This window comes from Corynebacterium sp. HMSC06C06 (genome assembly GCF_001807295.1).
Taxonomy (GTDB): Bacteria; Actinomycetota; Actinomycetes; order Mycobacteriales; family Mycobacteriaceae; genus Corynebacterium; species Corynebacterium striatum.
On record NZ_KV788471.1, the window covers coordinates 13,467 to 28,382 of the forward strand.

The 14,916-nt window shown below is 57.9% G+C and carries 15 protein-coding genes and 1 pseudogene; 8 read left to right on the forward strand and 8 right to left on the reverse strand.

Annotated features, from left to right (window positions below; all coding sequences use genetic code 11):
• Nucleotides 1–31 precede the first annotated feature (31 nt).
• Complete coding sequence (locus tag HMPREF3153_RS01635) at nt 32–1,969, forward strand: chorismate-binding protein (RefSeq protein WP_070419843.1); 1,938 nt, start codon at nt 32–34, stop codon at nt 1,967–1,969.
• Nucleotides 1,959–2,684 (forward strand): aminotransferase class IV, encoded by a 726-nt coding sequence (locus HMPREF3153_RS01640; protein ID WP_070419844.1) that lies wholly within the window; start codon nt 1,959–1,961, stop codon nt 2,682–2,684. The genes HMPREF3153_RS01635 and HMPREF3153_RS01640 overlap by 11 nt, the downstream gene beginning before the upstream one ends.
• Before the next feature lie 25 nt (nt 2,685–2,709).
• On the opposite strand, the gene HMPREF3153_RS01645 is transcribed toward HMPREF3153_RS01640, so the two are convergent.
• Nucleotides 2,710–3,072, reverse strand: a complete 363-nt coding sequence (locus tag HMPREF3153_RS01645; protein ID WP_181814969.1) for a DUF5997 family protein — start codon at nt 3,070–3,072, stop codon at nt 2,710–2,712.
• A gap of 153 nt (nt 3,073–3,225) precedes the next feature.
• On the opposite strand from HMPREF3153_RS01645, the gene HMPREF3153_RS01650 reads away from it, so the two are divergent.
• The 5 genes from HMPREF3153_RS01650 to HMPREF3153_RS01670 all read left to right on the forward strand — a co-directional run bounded on the left by HMPREF3153_RS01650 (nt 3,226) and on the right by HMPREF3153_RS01670 (nt 7,828).
• Nucleotides 3,226–4,017, forward strand: coding sequence for a LysR family transcriptional regulator substrate-binding protein (locus HMPREF3153_RS01650; RefSeq protein ID WP_083280919.1), 792 nt, complete (start codon nt 3,226–3,228; stop codon nt 4,015–4,017).
• A gap of 107 nt (nt 4,018–4,124) precedes the next feature.
• On the forward strand, nt 4,125–4,784 hold the full coding sequence (locus tag HMPREF3153_RS01655; RefSeq protein ID WP_070419847.1) for an LGFP repeat-containing protein: 660 nt from the start codon (nt 4,125–4,127) through the stop codon (nt 4,782–4,784).
• A gap of 295 nt (nt 4,785–5,079) precedes the next feature.
• The gene (locus HMPREF3153_RS01660; protein WP_070419848.1) at nt 5,080–6,438 is read left to right on the forward strand and encodes a PhoH family protein; all 1,359 of its coding nucleotides are present in this window, start codon (nt 5,080–5,082) and stop codon (nt 6,436–6,438) included.
• Between the two features lie 121 nt (nt 6,439–6,559).
• Nucleotides 6,560–7,129, forward strand: coding sequence for a GNAT family N-acetyltransferase (locus tag HMPREF3153_RS01665; protein ID WP_049063205.1), 570 nt, complete (start codon nt 6,560–6,562; stop codon nt 7,127–7,129).
• A 165-nt stretch (nt 7,130–7,294) separates the two neighbouring features.
• Nucleotides 7,295–7,828 carry a type 1 glutamine amidotransferase domain-containing protein gene (locus tag HMPREF3153_RS01670; RefSeq protein ID WP_005529947.1) on the forward strand — a complete coding sequence of 178 codons (534 nt, stop codon included), beginning with the start codon at nt 7,295–7,297 and terminating at the stop codon, nt 7,826–7,828.
• 100 nt (nt 7,829–7,928) lie between these two features.
• On the opposite strand, the gene HMPREF3153_RS01675 is transcribed toward HMPREF3153_RS01670, so the two are convergent.
• The 5 genes and pseudogenes from HMPREF3153_RS01675 to glpX all read right to left on the reverse strand — a co-directional run bounded on the left by HMPREF3153_RS01675 (nt 7,929) and on the right by glpX (nt 13,307).
• On the reverse strand, nt 7,929–9,530 hold the full coding sequence (locus tag HMPREF3153_RS01675) for an MDR family MFS transporter (RefSeq protein WP_070419849.1): 1,602 nt from the start codon (nt 9,528–9,530) through the stop codon (nt 7,929–7,931).
• On the reverse strand, nt 9,524–10,135 hold the full coding sequence (locus HMPREF3153_RS01680) for a TetR family transcriptional regulator (protein WP_188310943.1): 612 nt from the start codon (nt 10,133–10,135) through the stop codon (nt 9,524–9,526). Before HMPREF3153_RS01680 ends, HMPREF3153_RS01675 begins: the two co-directional genes overlap by 7 nt.
• A 125-nt stretch (nt 10,136–10,260) precedes the next feature.
• Nucleotides 10,261–10,410 (reverse strand): annotated as a pseudogene (locus HMPREF3153_RS12325) (DUF1206 domain-containing protein); the annotation flags it as partial.
• A 197-nt stretch (nt 10,411–10,607) separates the two neighbouring features.
• Entirely contained in the window at nt 10,608–12,008 is a 1,401-nt protein-coding gene (locus HMPREF3153_RS01685) for a class II fumarate hydratase (RefSeq protein ID WP_049062676.1), read from the reverse strand.
• A gap of 285 nt (nt 12,009–12,293) precedes the next feature.
• On the reverse strand, nt 12,294–13,307 hold the full coding sequence (gene glpX / locus HMPREF3153_RS01690; protein ID WP_070419850.1) for a class II fructose-bisphosphatase: 1,014 nt from the start codon (nt 13,305–13,307) through the stop codon (nt 12,294–12,296).
• A gap of 243 nt (nt 13,308–13,550) precedes the next feature.
• Here glpX and HMPREF3153_RS01695 point away from each other — a divergent pair, with 243 nt between their 5' ends.
• The gene (locus HMPREF3153_RS01695; protein ID WP_070419851.1) at nt 13,551–14,171 is read left to right on the forward strand and encodes a DUF4245 domain-containing protein; all 621 of its coding nucleotides are present in this window, start codon (nt 13,551–13,553) and stop codon (nt 14,169–14,171) included.
• Here the strand turns inward: HMPREF3153_RS01695 and HMPREF3153_RS01700 are convergent.
• Nucleotides 14,164–14,526 (reverse strand): hypothetical protein, encoded by a 363-nt coding sequence (locus HMPREF3153_RS01700; protein ID WP_046645455.1) that lies wholly within the window; start codon nt 14,524–14,526, stop codon nt 14,164–14,166. The two genes, HMPREF3153_RS01695 and HMPREF3153_RS01700, sit on opposite strands and share 8 nt — an antisense overlap.
• On the reverse strand, nt 14,526–14,846 hold the full coding sequence (locus tag HMPREF3153_RS01705) for an exodeoxyribonuclease VII small subunit (protein WP_046645456.1): 321 nt from the start codon (nt 14,844–14,846) through the stop codon (nt 14,526–14,528). The genes HMPREF3153_RS01700 and HMPREF3153_RS01705 overlap by 1 nt, the downstream gene beginning before the upstream one ends.
• Between the last annotated feature and the right edge of the window lie 70 nt (nt 14,847–14,916).

Here is a 14,916-nt window from a genome sequence, read left to right on the forward strand (position 1 = left end):
CCTTCCAAGCTAATTCACACAACCCATTGCCATGCACCTGCTGATCGTCGATAATCACGATTCTTTTACCTTCAACCTCGTGGACTACGTTCGGCGGGTGACTGGCACTGAGCCTACGGTGGTGCCTAATGACACCCCGTGGGCCCAGGTGGATCTGGCGCTTTACGACGCCGCCATCATCTCACCCGGGCCAGGCACCCCGGCCAACTCTGCTGACTTGGGAATCAGCGCGGATGTGCTGCGCGAGTTCGCCGGTCCTATTCTCGGCGTGTGCCTTGGACTCCAAGCGATGGTGCACCTAGAAGGCGGTGTAGTCGGCCCAGCCCCCGCCCCTGCACACGGCGTGGTTGACCACGTTGACCATGACGGGACTGGCCTGTTCGCGGGCCTTGAAAACCCGTATAGAGTGGTGCGCTACCACTCCCTGGTCACTCACGAAGTCCCTGAATGCTTCGAGGTCACCGCCACCTGTCGCGCCACTGATGTGCCCCACGACGCTTCCTTGAACACCCTCGTCATGGCGATCCAGCACCGCAGCCTGCCGCGCTGGGGCGTGCAGTTTCACCCCGAGTCCCTGATGACGGACGCAGGGGAGCGGCTCATAGCCAACTTCCTCCAACTCGCCCGGCGCTACTATGCGGCCGAGTACTTTGCGGTGCGTACCCTCGACGAGCCGCTGCCGATCAAAGACATCGCCAGGAGACTGCGCGGCAATGTCTTTTGGCTAGACGCTGGCCGGTTCAGCATCCTGGGCGACGATTCAGGCCCGCGTGCGCGGCATCTGAGTTACACAATTTCAGCAGGGGATGATGCGGGATTCTTTAATCATGCTGCGCGTGAATACGAAGAGTTTGTCCTGCCACCGCGCGTCGGCGCGCCCATTCCAGGCTGCGACTTTGCGCTGGGCTGGGTGGGTTACCTGGGATACGAGATTGGACTCGAGGAGGCACATACCGCCTTCCCGCCGGCACCTGGCCCGGACGCGGAGTTCGTGTTCTGCGATCGAGCAATCGTTATTGATCATGAAGAGAACAAAACCTATTTGTTGAGCTTCGCGGACGATGCCGATTGGGATTTGCCACCAGTTAAAGCTCAGACGGGGACATCAAAGCCGTGGGAATCCTCGGGCAGGCTCATACATGACGAGGCGGAGTACTTGCGCCTCATCGCAGCAGCGCAAGACTTTGAGGTACGTGGCGAGACATACGAGGTATGCCTGACCAACCGTATTGAGCTGGAACCTTTGCCGCAGCCGCTGGAGACTTTTATGAAGCTGCGCGAAGACAATCCCAGCAAGCGCACGGGATACCTGGGCTTTGCTGGAAACGCATTGCTCTCGACGTCGCCTGAGCACTTCTTGAGCATCGACGAATGGAGCATGGTCTCCTCAACACCGATTAAGGGAACCAGCCCGCGCAGCGCGGACCCCGCAGAAGATGCTGTGCACAAGGAGCTGCTGCGGGACGCCAAGACCACCTCTGAACTGCTCATGGTCGTGGACATGGTTCGCCATGACTTGGCCCGCGTGTGCGATGGCGTCACGGTGCCACGTGGCTTTGAGGTGCGCAGCTACGCTACGGTGCATCAGCTTATGTGCGAGGTGACCGGACGGCTCAAGACCAACGCCAGCCCGGTTGATGCCATCCGCGCGGCCTTTCCCGGTGGTTCCATGACAGGCGCGCCCAAGGAACGCACGATGCGCATCATCAGTGAACTGGAGGGCACGTGGCGTGGCGTCTATTCGGGTGCCTACGGCTACCTCTCGCTGACCGGTACTGCGGACTTCTCCATGGTCATCCGCTCCGTCGTGAGCAATGAGCGAGGTGCCTATTACGGAGTGGGCGGCGCGATCCTCGCCGTGAGTGATCCGGCAGCCGAATGGGAAGAAACCATGGTCAAGGCCCGCCCGCTTCTCAATCACCTGGGGCTTAGCCCTGCGCAGCTGCAAGGTGGCAGTCATGGTGCATAGTGAGGATAAAGCTGCGGCCCAAAATGAGGCGCTTGTCGATACGCGGGTGGATTCCTTCCTTGTACGGGAGAGGAGAGCCATCCGCCCGGACCTGCATCGCGCGCGCTTTGGCGCGGGCTACCCAGCGCTTGACGACGCCCCGCAGCACGGCGAGTGGTTCCCCCGCGTGACGGTCGGCGGCGTCGTGTGGCGCCCGGCGCCACGGCTGCGCACTGAAACCACGCTGTGGGTACCTCCCACACCTGATCCGCGCATACATCCGCTGACCAAGGGCCCGGACCTAGCGCTGCTGGGCACGCTGCGCGCCGAAGCCCAAAGCCATGGCGCGGATGACGTGCTCCTTTATGGCACAGATGGTGTAGTACACGAGGCGGCCAACGCTGCTCTCATATTTTTCGACGAGGAGGGGCCTGCCATGGGGCCCGCGAATTGGGTGCTGGAATCGACCACGCTGCGCGCCACGGTTGAGGCAGGTCTGATGCCTAAACCGCGCCGGGCGGAGATTCGGCTTGCGGAAGCGCTGGAGCTGCAAGCCTGGTGCGCGAGCGCTTTGCATGGCTGGACGCGAGTTACCCGATGGATTGTCGAGGGCAAGATGGTGCAGGCAGCAGCACACACAGCAGACCCAGCAAACACAGCAGACCCAGAAAACACAAAAACCGGGCGCATCAACGCCCGGCTGTGGGAAAGCGCGGTCGATGTAACCGCGCGGTAGCTCCCCCGCTTTTGTCTGCTGGAGCTTAGTCTTCCGACCCGCCCGAACCATCGCGGTTTTCGGCATGTGCCTTGCGGGCAGCCTCCAGCCACTCTGGCATTTCGGCGAGGAGCTCCTTGATCTCGGCGGTGGTCATCGGACGATCCACGTCATTCTTCTTAAGAGCCGTGACCGAGATGCCGAGCTTCTGCGCGACTACCGGGCGTGGGTGCGGACCCTCAAGGCGCAGCTTGACCAGCCACTCCGGCGGATTGTCCTGTAATTCGCGCAGCTCCGCGTGCGATACTGCGTTATTTTGGAATTCTTCCGGGGTAGCGGGCAGGAAAATGCCCAGCTTCTTAGCAGCGGTCTGAGCGCGCATAGCGGTGCCGGAAGGTTGTTTATTCATGTCATTCACGTTGCCTACGGTAGCAGTATTGCGCAGTACATGTCATGCCTATGTCATGCCGCAAGTTAGGGCTCGTGTTATCCCGGTGGTGCTGTGCCCGCCGCGTAACGATGCCCGCGATAGCACCCAGTAGTATTGTCTAATATTGTCTGCATGCTGCGACTCGTCTTTAGTACCGGAACCGAACCAGGAAAATGGTTTGAGCGCTACCGGTCGAACCCGGACTACGGTGAGCTCACCACGGTCGACTCCGACGATGCCATCGACACCTTACTGGCGGGCGACGCCGACTTGGCGCTGGCGCGCGTGCCGGCGGACGGCGTCGACAAGCGCATTAGCGATGACTTCCATATGGTGCGCCTGTATGAAGAAGCCGTGGGCATCGCCGTGCCGAAGGACTCCGTCTATGCCGAGGTAGGGGAGGATGTGGAGCCTGCGGACGTGGCGGATGAGTACGTGAACTATCGCATTGGCGATGACGCACTGGTCGATGTTCCCGCGGTCCGGGAAGGACTCCAGGTGGTGGCCGCGAACGTGGGTATCGTCATCGCGCCGCGGCCTTTGCTCAAGGTGCTGAGCAAAAAGCAGGTGGTCCCGCTGGGGCTTAATGATCCAACCGTTGCGCGGACCGCTATTGCGCTGGTGTGGCCAAAGGAACGCGATGCTGATGACGTCCAGGCTTTCGTTGGCGTGGCCAAGGGGCGCACCAAAAATTCTTCGCGCGGTACCGCGGTAAAACTCAGTGCTCGAGAGAAGTCCAAAGCAAAGCAGGCGCGCCGGGAGGCTCTGGCCAAGGAGCAAGGCAAGGCGCACAAGCAGAACAATGCTAAGAAAAAGACCAGCGGTGGGTCACAGGCTGGTAACAAAAGAGCTGTTCAGGGACGAAAAAATTATCTGTTATCAAAAAGTAAGGAATCCTCTCAGCGGGGGAAACGACGGAAATAGGCCATTTTCCTTGTCAAATCGCGGAAAATTAGGTGGCTGCTGTGAGCCTTCCGTCCGTAGCGTGAATTGTGTTCCTACGAAAACAAACTTAGAAAAGGACGTAACTCATGCAGAAGATCACCCGCCGTTTCGCAGCAGGGCTCGCAGCAGCTTCCCTTTCGCTTGCATTAGTAGCGTGCTCCGACGCTGAGGACGCAGCTAACTCCGCAGGTGACGCAGCTAAGTCTGCAGCCAACGAGGCAACCGAGAAGGCTGGTTCCGCTGTCGCTGACGCAACTGGCGCGAAGGGCTCTGAGTCTGAATCTGAGGGTGCGGATGCGGATCCTTCCGACGCCGCTAACGCCTCTGAGGGTGCAGATGCTTCTGAGGGCAAGGATGGCGAGAACGCTGCGGGCAAGGACTCCGGCGAGAAGAAGACCATTAACACCCCAGCAGGCGATTTTGAGGTTCCGGCAGCATTCGCTTCCGCAATCGAGGAGAAGGCTGGCGAGTGGGGCGATGTCCAGAGCATCGAGAACACTGACGCCGGTTCCCTAGCAACCTTCGCGGAAGACAAGCTGCTTGCCTTCAACGAAGAGTCTGGTGCGCAGCCAATCATCGGTAAGATCGCTGAAACCTGGAAGGGCGAGGGCGGCCTTGCTAACAAGGTTGGTCTGCCGACCGCTCCTGAGCAGGCAGAAGGCAACGGCTGGGTCCAGAAGTTCACCAACGGCACCATCAAGTGGATGAAGGGTGCCTCCGGCGAGTACGAAGCTACCGTTGAATAAGCTCGTCGATTAAGCTTTCACCGCTTTATCCCTTGGTTCAAAGAGCCAAGGGATTTTCGCGTTTTCGCAATGTTCATCTTTCACCCATGTAATTTCAACCTTCGGCCCCTAGCTTGGAAGACAACCAAGAAGAAAGCTATCGGCGAGGACCATCACCCTGGCGGAACTTCTTGGGGTTTCGAAAATTAACCAGCTTCACTATCGCTACTTTCTCGCAATCCATGCGGCGCTGACATTGCGCAGAGCCCGCGGAGTCACGCGGGGAGGTGGCAGCTAAAGGGAGAACCCTGCCATCATGACTAACCCGTCCGTCCTGACCGAATCGATGCACCCGGGCGCTGTGGCCACCAAGACCTACGTTATTGATACCTCCGTCCTTCTTTCAGACCCGTGGGCGCTGCGCAAATTTGCAGAGCACGAGGTGGTCCTTCCTATCGTTGTCATTTCCGAGTTGGAAGGAAAGCGTCATCACCCTGAGCTTGGCTGGTTCGCCCGCCAAGCTCTTCGCTTTTTGGAGGACCTTCGCGGCTCTTATGACGCCTTGGAGCAGCCGGTTCCAGTAAACATTGATGGCGGAACGCTGCGCGTAGAGCTCAATCACCAAGACCAGTCCCTGCTGCCAGCAGCATTCCGTGGGTCCGAAGGTGATCACCGTATCCTTGCGTGTGCGTTGAACCTGGCTCACGAGGGCAAGGACACGGTACTGGTAACCAAGGATGTACCGCTGCGTGTCAAAGCCGGCGCGGTTGGGCTCCCCGCGGATGAGTATCACGCACAGGACGTTGTGCTTACTGGTTACACGGGCATGGCCGTAGTACATACCTCGACTGATGTCGTTGATGCGCTCTACCGTGATGGGGAAGTCATGGTCGATGGTGCACTGACTGAGGCAGGCGTTGCCGTAGAAGAGCTGCCTGTGCATTGCGGTGTGACTCTGAACGCTGGCGGTCAATCGGCGTTGGGGCGTGTTACAGCAGAGGGCACTATTCGCCTGGTCCGCGGCGAAGTCAATGCATTCGGCTTGCAGGGCCGTTCAGCAGAGCAGCGAGTGGCGTTGGACCTCCTCTTGGACTCCGATGTAGGGATCGTATCTTTGGGCGGACGCGCCGGTACAGGTAAGTCAGCCCTGGCGTTGTGCGCAGGACTGGAAGCAGTTCTCGAGCGGAGGGAGCACCGCCGCATAGTGGTCTTCCGCCCGATGTATGCAGTGGGCGGCCAGTCCCTGGGCTACCTGCCAGGCACCGAGGTCGAGAAAATGAATCCGTGGGCGCAGGCGGTCTACGACACCTTGGAGGGGCTGGTCTCTGACAACGTGATGGAGGAAGTGCAGGATCGCGGTTTGCTCGAGGTCCTGCCGCTGACGCACATTCGCGGCCGCAGCCTTCACGATTCATTCGTCATCGTGGATGAGGCGCAGTCTTTGGAGCGTAATGTCTTGCTCACGGTTCTTTCCCGCTTGGGTAAGGGTTCGCGCGTGGTGCTGACTCACGACGTCGCCCAGCGCGACAATCTACGCGTGGGCCGCCACGATGGTGTCCAGGCGGTGATTGAGAAGCTCAAGGGGTATGAGCTCTTTGCGCACATCACGTTGCAGCGATCGGAACGCTCGGCCATCGCGGAGCTGGTCACGGACTTGTTGGAAAACGAAACATAAGCCGTGCACACAGTGCTTGGCGACGTCGCGTCTATCCCACGTAACCAGGGATGATCACTGCTAGCTAACGCTGCATTATTTATATAGCCGTATAGGCAACCGTCTTGGAATAATAAAGAACATGACAGAAAACAAACCCGCGAAGAATTTCACTATTCGTCCGTTCGTCACGGCCGACTATCCCCAAATGCGGGCGATTTATGAAGAGGGCCTGAACACCGGCCACGCGACGTATGAGACGCGTTCGCTTACCCTTGAGCAATTCACCAAGGCAAAGATCATGTCCTCCGTCTTTGTTGCGGTTGAAGCTGACGATGACTCCAAAGTCTTGGGCTGGGTTTCCGCTGCCCAGATTTCCTCCCGGTCGGTGTTCCACGGCGTTGTTGAGGACTCCATCTATATCAGTTCCCAGGCACAGGGGCGCGGTATTGCAGGTGCTCTTTTGGATAAGCTCATTGCGACCTGCATCGACCTGCATAAATGGGCCATTCACTCCTGGATTTTCCCGGAGAACGAAGGCTCGGCAGGCCTGCACAAGTCGCGCGGATTCGTCAAGGTTGGAACTTACTCGCACATGGCGAAGATGACGTACGGCGAACTGGCGGGCCAGTGGCGCGATACCGACGTCTATGAGCTGCTGCTTCCTAAGCCGGAGGAAAAGCGTAAGGCGGCGCAACCAGTAGCCGATTAGGTACCAACTCTGTGTTTGCTGTTCTCAATGTGCGAAGAGCTTGAATTACAGGAGCTTGACGCCCGGCATGCCGTTGACAGGGATGGGCTCCTCGGCTCTGCGAGAACTGCGAGTCGCGGTTATGGTGGGATCTGTACTTAGCAACGAAACACTAAGGAGTAAATCATGGCGGATCTTTCCACTAAGACAATTGCCATTATCGCAACCGACGGTTTCGAGGATTCCGAACTGACGTCGCCGGCCGATGCCGTTCGCGAGGCGGGTGCAACCGTCAAGGTCATTGCCCCTGAGGCAGGCACCATTAGCGGTAAGAAAGGCGCAAGCGTCGACGTCGATGCAACCACTGCTGATGTACGGGGTGAGAAGTTCGACGGAATCGTGCTCCCTGGTGGCACGAGTAATGCAGATGCGCTTCGTATGGACGAAGCCGCAGTGGAAATCGTGAAGAAGCACGTTGAGGCAGGCCGTCCACTGGGCGTTATCTGCCACGGCGGTTGGATTCTTACTGACGCTGACGTGCTTAAGGACCGTACTCTTACGTCGTTCCCGTCGCTCAAAACGGATCTGCGAAACGCAGGTGCAACCTGGGTGGATGAAGAAGTCCACGTCGATCAGGGTCTCGTATCTTCCCGCACCCCGGATGACCTTCCTGCGTTCAATGCGAAGATCGTTGAGGAATTTGCTGAGGGCACTCACTAGCGAGATATAGCAAAAATCCCCGGCTCAACAGGTACTTTGGCTGTTGAGCCGGGGATTTTGACGTATCGGTTGCGAAGCTACCGTCCTAGAGAGGGTGCCGCTAGGAGATTTCTTCCTTGAGGTGTTCCTCAGTAATTGGAAGCACGAGAAGCAGCGCCACGATGGCTAGTGGGACCATCAGCAGGATGACTGGGGTGAGGCCGTCGTTGTAGGCATTCAGGATGACGGACTGAATTGCATCCGGAAGCTGTGCAACGAGGGAAGGAGTCAAGTGGGAAGAACCGCCGCTTGCGGCTGCGAACTGCTGTGCATACTGCGCGCCCTCAGGACCCATGGACTGGATTGCGGCTGGCATATTTTTTGCCATTTCATCCTTCATGTTGTGGATGAAGAGCGAGCCAACCAGGGAAGCTCCCACCGCAGCGCCGATTTGGCGGAAGAAGTTGTTTGCCGCAGTTGCAGTACCAACCAAAGCGATGGGGAAGGAGTTCTGGACAATGAGGACCAGAACCTGTTGCACGAAGCCAAGGCCCACGCCGAAGACAAAGAACTCAGCGCCCAGCTGGGTAAGGGCGGTAGCAACGGTCAGCTTAGACATCCAGAACAATGCGCCCGTGGTGATGATAAGGCCGATGATTGGGTACATCTTGTAGTGGCCCGTGCGAGCAATGATGAAGCCCACGATGGTGGAAGTTCCGATGAGGCCGACCATCATCGGAATCATCATGAGGCCTGCCTTGGTCGGGGTAAGGGTGTGAACCATCTGCAGGTAGGTAGGCATGTAGCCGAGCACGCCGAACATAGCGAGGCCCAGAACAGTGCCCGAAGCAGTGGTCAGAACCATGTTGCGATTCTTGAACAGGTGCACTGGGATGAGCGGTTCCTTCGCCTTGGACTCGACGATCACGGTGATGATGGCGCCGATGACAACGGTGATTCCCAGGCCAATGATGATTGGGTCCGACCACTCGTACTGAGTGCCGCCCCAGGTGGTCATGAGAATGAGGGAAGCAGTGGTGATTGCGATAAACGTTGCGCCCAAGACGTCGAACTTGCGCAAATCGGTATCGCCAACGCGCAGGTGCAGGACCAACGTGCAGACGGTGATTGCGAGTAGGCCAAGCGGGATGTTCATCCACAGGCCCCAACGCCAACCAGGCCCATCCGTGAACCAGCCGCCAAGGACTGGGCCAAGCACGGAGGACAGGCCAAAGACGCCGCCCATGATGCCCATGAACTTGCCGCGCTCACGGGCGGTGGTGACCTCAGCGATGATGGACTGGGAAGAAATCATCATGAATCCAGCGCCGAAGCCCTGGATTGCGCGGCCAACAATGAGCCAGTTCATCGTGTTGGAGAAGCCGCCAAGCGCGGATCCAATCACGAAGACAGCAATGCCGCCGATGTAGAGCCACTTGCGGCCCACCATGTCACCCAACTTGCCAGAGATCGGCATGGCGATGGTCATGGTGACCAAGAAGGCGGAGATGACCCAGCTCATGTGGTCCACGCCGCCGAGCTCACCGACGATGGTAGGCAGAGCAGAGGAGAAGATCATCTGGCCCAAAGAGCTCATCAGCATGGTGAGCACGAGGGCGGAGAAGACCAAACCGACGTTGTTTTCTTTCTTTTCTGCAGCTGCGGCCTTGGCCGGCTCGGCTGCACCGACATTATTTGCCGGAGTCAGTGCGGTGTCTACCATTTCAGTCCTTTGGAAAAATTAATCACGAGTTTTAATGCGTCGTCGAGGCGATCCTCGAATGGGGTTGCGCAGTTGATTTCAGGGGAAGCGGTGGCAATCCATAGCGCTTCTCGAACGATGGCGCCGATGAGCAGCGCCTCCGTTTCCGGCAGAACATCCGGGCACAAGCTGAGCTCGGGGTTCTTCTCGAGTCGCAGCTTGATGAGTTCTGCGATTTCCGTGGACTTGGCTCGCTTGCGGCTAAACGACGCCGCGGCCGCGTCCGGGTCTCCTGCAATGCGACGGCGTCTCGCAGCAATTTCATGGTTGGCGTGGTGGCCGTGCATGTGGTTCTTGACGAGTTCAACGGTCAGATGCAGAAGATCTTCAGTTGGAGTTTTAAGGAAATACGTCCGCTGATTGTCCGAAAACATCTCGCTCGGGGAACCGAGCACAGCAGAGTCTTTAGAATCGAAGTAGTTAAAGAACGTGCGCCGAGAAATTCCTGCATGTTCGCAAATTTCCTCGATCGTGGTAGCGGAGAATCCGCGCTTGTCCACTAGGGAAGTGGCCGCGTCTTCGATGCGCAGCCGCGTTTCGAGGCGCTTCTGCTCGCGTAATGACATTTCTTCTTGCACATTGTGCAACTTTACACTCGATGCAACTTTGCACCAAGTGTAACTTCGGTGATTCTTAAACGACGAGCGGAAGGGTGTGATCTAGGTCCTAGGGGTTGTTTGCATACCTTGGTTTAGTTCTCGTTGGTGTATTTCGCACGAGCAATGGAGTAGCAGCCATTAAGGGAGAAACCAATGGCTGTGATGATGAGAAGTGCGGCGCCGAAAGGCTGCTCGGCAATGGTCGCCATGGCGCCGGAGTTCGACGCTTCGCCGGGCGCACCGCCACGCGCTGCTTATTTAGCAGCATCGGATGCTGCGGCTTGGGCATTACGGCCGACGTTTCGTGAGTGCATTCCTCCGATTGTGCCTAGGTCTGTAGACGAGGAAAGAAGAAAGCCTTCCTCCGCCCAGAATCTCAGTTGAGGGCGTAGAAAGGCCTTGGTCGTAGCGGACTTAGCGCGGTGCTAAGTCATGGCTTTTAGAAGCGGTCACGCTCGCGGTTGGTCATGGACAGAACGTTGAGGCGCTCATCCAGCTCAGCCTCGGTGAGGTTCTCACCGTCTACGAAGCCCAAGTCGATGACAGCTTCACGCACGGTCATCTTCTCGTGCAGGGCGTGCTTAGCTGCCTTGGCTGCGTTTTCGTAGCCAATCTTGGAGTTCAGCGGGGTAACGATGGAGGTGGAGGACTCAGCGAACTTCTTCATGCGCTCCTCGTTAGCCTCGATGCCATCGACGCACTTCTCGGCGAAGACGCGGGAGACGTTGGCCAGCAGGCGGGAGGACTCGAGTACGTTACGAGCCATTACTGGGATGAAGACGTTGAGCTCGAAGTGGCCGTTAGCGCCACCGAAAGCGACGGCTGCGTCGTTACCGATAACCTGTGCTGAAACCATGGTGGCAGCCTCACACAGAACAGGGTTGACCTTACCCGGCATGATGGAGGAGCCCGGCTGCAGATCCCTGAGGTGGATCTCAGCGAGACCGGTCAGAGGGCCGGAGCCCATCAGGCGGATGTCGTTAGCAATCTTGTTGAGGGAGACTGCAACGGTGCGCATTGCGCCGGAGAACTCAACGAGGGCGTCGCGAGCCGCCTGTGCCTCGAAGTGGTTCTCAGCTTCCTTGAGCTCCTGGACACCGGTGAGCTTCTTGAGCTCTTCGGTTACCTTTGCGCCGAAGTCAGCGGAGGTGTTCAGGCCGGTGCCGGTTGCGGTACCACCGATAGCCAGCTCGCCTAGGCGAGGCAGGGCAGCTTCGATGCGCTCGATGCCGAGCTCAATCTGGCGAGCGTAGCCACCGAATTCCTGGCCCAAGGTAATTGGGGTTGCATCCATCAGGTGGGTGCGGCCGGACTTAACGACGTCCGCGAACTGCTTTGCCTTCTCGGTAAGAGATGCATGCAGAACCTTCAGGCCCGGGATGAGGTCGTTGACTGCGGCCTCGGTAGCTGCCACGTGGGTAGCAGTTGGGAAGGTGTCGTTGGAGGACTGGCCCATGTTCACGTGGTCATTCGGGTGAATCTCCACGCCGTTGTTGTGGGCGATGGAAGCGATAACCTCGTTGGTGTTCATGTTGGAGGAGGTACCAGAACCGGTCTGGAAGACGTCGATCGGGAAAGCCTCGTTGTGTTTGCCCTCAGCGATTTCCTTTGCGGCAGCGATGATGGCATCAGCCTTCTCTGCATCGAGCGCGCCGGAGTCCTTGTTGACCTGGGCGCAGGCTGCCTTGAGCAGGCCGAGGGCGCGAATCTGCGCAGTCTCAAGGCCGCGGCCAGAAATCGGGAAGTTCTCTACAGCACGCTGGGTCTGTGCACGCCACAACGCGTCAACCGGAACCTTCACTTCACCCATGGTGTCGTGTTCAATGCGGTACTCAGTCATGAAATCCACCTCAATAGAATGTGTTGAATAAAGATGTTCATTTCGCTGTCCGCCCACAGCTTCCAGACGTCGAAGAGGATCGAACGAATCTGCAAGTAGTGGATGCGGAATACGATTTAGCAGAATTGTGTTGCCCGGCACCGTGTGTGGTGTGGGCGGCACGATTCACTTCATCCAGTATGGACTAAAAAGCGCGCAAATGTGCAAGATGCACGCCCCCAAAAGTTAGGCGTGCATCAGCAAGAGTCCTCCGGAGAAAATCCGCAGGACTTTTGCCGCTAAGACTTAGGCGTCGGCCGCGTTGGAGTAATCAACAACGGAGTATTCCTGCAGCTTAGCCAGCTTGTGAACGGAATCGATGTAACGAATGGTGCCGGACTTGGAGCGCATGACCAACGAACGGGTGGTTGCGCCATTTGCACGGTAGGAGACGCCGCGGAGCATGTCACCGTTGGTAACACCGGTTGCTGCGAAGTAGCAGTTATCAGAAGAAACCAGATCATCGGTCTTAAGGACACGGTCGAGGTCGTGACCGGCCTTGCGAGCCTTTTCCGCTTCGGCCTTATCCTTAGGCCACAGCTTGCCCTGGATTTCGCCGCCCATGCACTTCATTGCGCATGCGGTGATGATGCCCTCTGGGGTGCCGCCGATACCCATCATCAGGTCAATGGAGTTGGAGTCCTGGCAGGTGGCGATGGCGCCTGCGACGTCGCCGTCCATGATGAGACGGACCTTTGCGCCAGCTGCGCGAATATCGCTGATGAGCTGCTCGTGACGTGGACGGTCAAGGACCACAACCGTCAGGTCAGCCGGCTTGATGCCGAGCTTCTTGGCCACCGATTTGATGTTCCACTCAACGGACTCGTTGATGTCGATAGAACCCACGCCTGCAGGGCCGACGGCAATCTTTTTCATGTAGAAGACTGCGGATGGGTCGTACATCGTGCCGCGCTCAGCGGCAGCAATAACGGAAATGGCGTTCGGGCGGCCTTCCGCCATCAGGCGGGTTCCGTCAACTGGGTCAACCGCGATGTCCATGGCTGCGCCCTCGCCGGTACCAACCTCTTCGCCGTTGAAGAGCATTGGAGCTTCGTCCTTTTCGCCCTCACCGATGACAACAACGCCGTTCATGGCAACGGAGTTGATGAGCTTGCGCATTGCATCCACAGCTGCGCCGTCGCCCTCATTCTTCTTGCCACGGCCGACCCAGCGGCCGGAGGCCAACGCTGCGGCCTCGGTGACGCGAACCAGCTCCATTGCAAGGTTGCGATCTGGCATGAAAGAAGTGTTTTCGGACATGTGTTTAGGCTGCCTTCCATTCATTTTTCTTGCGGCCGCTGGGAGCTTCCAGGGCACTCCTTTCTATTCTTGCACTTTTGCATCGATTTGTAGTCCGCTTTGTGCCCCCGAAAGAGGGCTTTTGCCCGATCCGGGGGCAACTGACTGGGAAACTTGCTGCATATCGGTTTTCGAGAGTTCGTGATTCTTCTTTAAGTACGTGGCTTTTCGTTACGCAACAGTGTGCATGGAATACTGGACTGCGTGGCAGCTGAAGAGAAACCCAAAATTTTCGAGGGCGCCAAAGACATCATCTTGTCTTTGGGAGTGACCGTCATCGCGATGCTCCTGGTTGTGGGAGCAACCGGTTTGTGCACCATCAACCCAGAGACCAAGCCTGGCCCCATCCAAAACGTGGACGCCAAGACCTTTTTGGAGATGGAGGCGCGTGCAACCGGTTCGGTGATTCGTGAACCGAAGATGCCGGAGGGCTGGTCACCAACCGCGGCCCGTAGGTCCGCTGTCGCTGGTGAAAACGCGGCGGTTGTCAGTTGGTTGACTGCTGACGAGGGCTACATTGAGTCGACTCAGATCAAGGTTTCTGCTGAGGAAGCTGAAAAGGGTTATGACTCTAACTACCGTGCGAAGCAGTCCGAGCGAGAAGTCGCCGGTCTCAAAGTTAAGGTTCTAGAGAGCGAAGACGCGGACGTGCGCCCGCTGTGGATTGCGGACCTAGGCGATGCCCGACTGATCCTTTCTGGCTCTGCCGCAGACGCCGACTACGAGACAGCGCTCAAGGCATTTGCCGAAGCCCCAGTGCTTCACCCCAGCGAAGATGGAAACGCCGAGAGCGCTCCGTCTGGGGTACCTGCACCAACTAACTAAAAGTGACAAATTCCAGCTGCTCTTCGTAGCTGGTAGTGACGCCCTCGCCAGCAGTTTCCACTGCCTGTGCGAGGGTTTCTTCGTCTAAACCGCTCAAACGGGTCTTAGCTAAGTAGACATCGACGCGTTCGCGCTTCGACTTCTGCGGATGGATGGTTACCGAGCGCAGCTTGTCCTCACTAAAGCTTAAGACGATGGACCCGGAGAAGTAAGAGATTTCATCTTCGGACGCAGTGTGCGGTGTGCCGAAAAACTCCTCTGCGAGGTTGCGGGGATCTCCGAACAGGAGCGAACCTGCGGAACCTGACTTGGATACGAAATCGACGCGGTCACCTGGGTAGCCGTAAATCTGCATTAGAACTCATCCTCGGGGTTTTCTTCAAGGGACTCGTCTGGGGAGCCGTCTGCTGGCGATTCCCCAGCCTCCGACTCTGTGTCTACACGGCCCAGCGCTTGTTCGACGCGGCGCGCTGCACCATCAAGGTGCGCCTCGCAGGCCTTGGCCAAAGCCTCGCCGCGCTCCCAGTACTTCAGTGATTCGTCGAGCCCCATCTGGCCGAGCTCCAGGATCTTTACGGTCTCGATGAGTTCATCACGAGCCTGCTCGTAGGAGAGCTGCTCTACTGGCGGAAAAGCATCTTGGCCCGGGGTGCCGGAACCGATGGTGTCATTCATATTTCCCTCTACCTTTTATCTTGTGGTTGTGTTCTTCGTAGCTGTCTTGGGTTGCTGTCTTGGTTTGAAA

Bases quoted from the DNA above. Each gene is read 5' to 3' on its own strand.
- HMPREF3153_RS01635 (WP_070419843.1), top strand. From the start codon at position 32: ATGCACCTGCTGATCGTCGATAATCACGATTCTTTTACCTTCAACCTC.
- HMPREF3153_RS01640 (WP_070419844.1), top strand. From the start codon at position 1,959: ATGGTGCATAGTGAGGATAAAGCTGCGGCCCAAAATGAGGCGCTTGTC.
- HMPREF3153_RS01645 (WP_181814969.1), bottom strand. From the start codon at position 3,072: ATGAATAAACAACCTTCCGGCACCGCTATGCGCGCTCAGACCGCTGCT.
- HMPREF3153_RS01650 (WP_083280919.1), top strand. From the start codon at position 3,226: ATGCTGCGACTCGTCTTTAGTACCGGAACCGAACCAGGAAAATGGTTT.
- HMPREF3153_RS01655 (WP_070419847.1), top strand. From the start codon at position 4,125: ATGCAGAAGATCACCCGCCGTTTCGCAGCAGGGCTCGCAGCAGCTTCC.
- HMPREF3153_RS01660 (WP_070419848.1), top strand. From the start codon at position 5,080: ATGACTAACCCGTCCGTCCTGACCGAATCGATGCACCCGGGCGCTGTG.
- HMPREF3153_RS01665 (WP_049063205.1), top strand. From the start codon at position 6,560: ATGACAGAAAACAAACCCGCGAAGAATTTCACTATTCGTCCGTTCGTC.
- HMPREF3153_RS01670 (WP_005529947.1), top strand. From the start codon at position 7,295: ATGGCGGATCTTTCCACTAAGACAATTGCCATTATCGCAACCGACGGT.
- HMPREF3153_RS01675 (WP_070419849.1), bottom strand. From the start codon at position 9,530: ATGGTAGACACCGCACTGACTCCGGCAAATAATGTCGGTGCAGCCGAG.
- HMPREF3153_RS01680 (WP_188310943.1), bottom strand. From the start codon at position 10,135: ATGTCATTACGCGAGCAGAAGCGCCTCGAAACGCGGCTGCGCATCGAA.
- HMPREF3153_RS01685 (WP_049062676.1), bottom strand. From the start codon at position 12,008: ATGACTGAGTACCGCATTGAACACGACACCATGGGTGAAGTGAAGGTT.
- glpX (WP_070419850.1), bottom strand. From the start codon at position 13,307: ATGTCCGAAAACACTTCTTTCATGCCAGATCGCAACCTTGCAATGGAG.
- HMPREF3153_RS01700 (WP_046645455.1), bottom strand. From the start codon at position 14,526: ATGCAGATTTACGGCTACCCAGGTGACCGCGTCGATTTCGTATCCAAG.
- HMPREF3153_RS01705 (WP_046645456.1), bottom strand. From the start codon at position 14,846: ATGAATGACACCATCGGTTCCGGCACCCCGGGCCAAGATGCTTTTCCG.